This is a genomic window from Aminobacter sp. P4_D5 (assembly GCF_056401815.1).
The window spans coordinates 1-859 of sequence record NZ_JBFUIP010000519.1 but is presented as its reverse complement, the minus strand read 5'-3'; the positions used below and the strand labels follow the sequence as shown (position 1 = coordinate 859).

Sequence of the window (859 nt, the reverse complement as noted above, 5' to 3'; positions counted from 1 at the left end):
AGCTTGTCCTGCGCGTCCTGCGGCATGGCGGGCATGGGCAGGCCCACTGCGTCGGCCGCGTCGGAGATCAGCACGCCAGCGCCGCCGGAGACGGTCATCACGCCGAGCGTGTTGCCCGCGGGATAGATGCGCTTGGTCGCCGCATAGGCGATGTCCAGCAGCTCCTCGGTGTTGCGCGCGCGGACCACGCCGAATTCCTGCAGCACGGCATCGGTGATGGCGTCGTCGCCCGCGATGGAGGCGGTGTGCGACTGCGCGGCGGCCCCGCCGAGCTCGCTGCGGCCCACTTTCATCATCACGATGGGTTTTCTGTTCGCGCGCGCCAGCTTGAGTGCCGCCAAAAACTTTTCGCTCTCGCGGATGCCTTCCGCATAGGCGCAGATCACGTCGATGTCGGGCGACTGGGCCATCCACCCCAGCACGTCGCCCAGCGCGACCTCGCCCTCGTTGCCCGTGGTGACGACGATGTTCGCGCCGATGTTCCGGTCGCGGGCCAGCGAGAAGAGGTGCGTGCCATAGGCGCCCGACTGGCTGGCAATGCCGATCCGCCCGCCCGCCACGGGCCAGCCGCTGTCGAAAGAGGCCGTGAAGGTCGGGTAGAAGCCGATGGAATCGTTGAACAGTCCCAGGCAGTTCGGCCCGAGCAGCCGCATGCCGTGCTTCTTCGCCATGGCCACCAGGCGGTCCTGCGCGGCGGCGCCGGCCTCATCCACCTCGGCGAAGCCGGCGGTGAAGACGATGGCGGCCCGGCAGCCCTTTTTGCCCAGCGCGTCGATGGCCTCGATCGCCGACTCCGCCGGTACGGCGACGATGCCGACATCGGGCACGCCGGGCAGGCTCGCCACGTCCGGATAGGCCG

Annotated in this window: 1 protein-coding gene; it reads right to left on the bottom strand. The window is 69.4% G+C overall.

The window, feature by feature from the left end:
* The coding region (locus AC1DWF_RS33215; RefSeq protein ID WP_476842759.1) for a CoA-binding protein at positions 1-859 on the bottom strand (859 nt) is incomplete at both ends.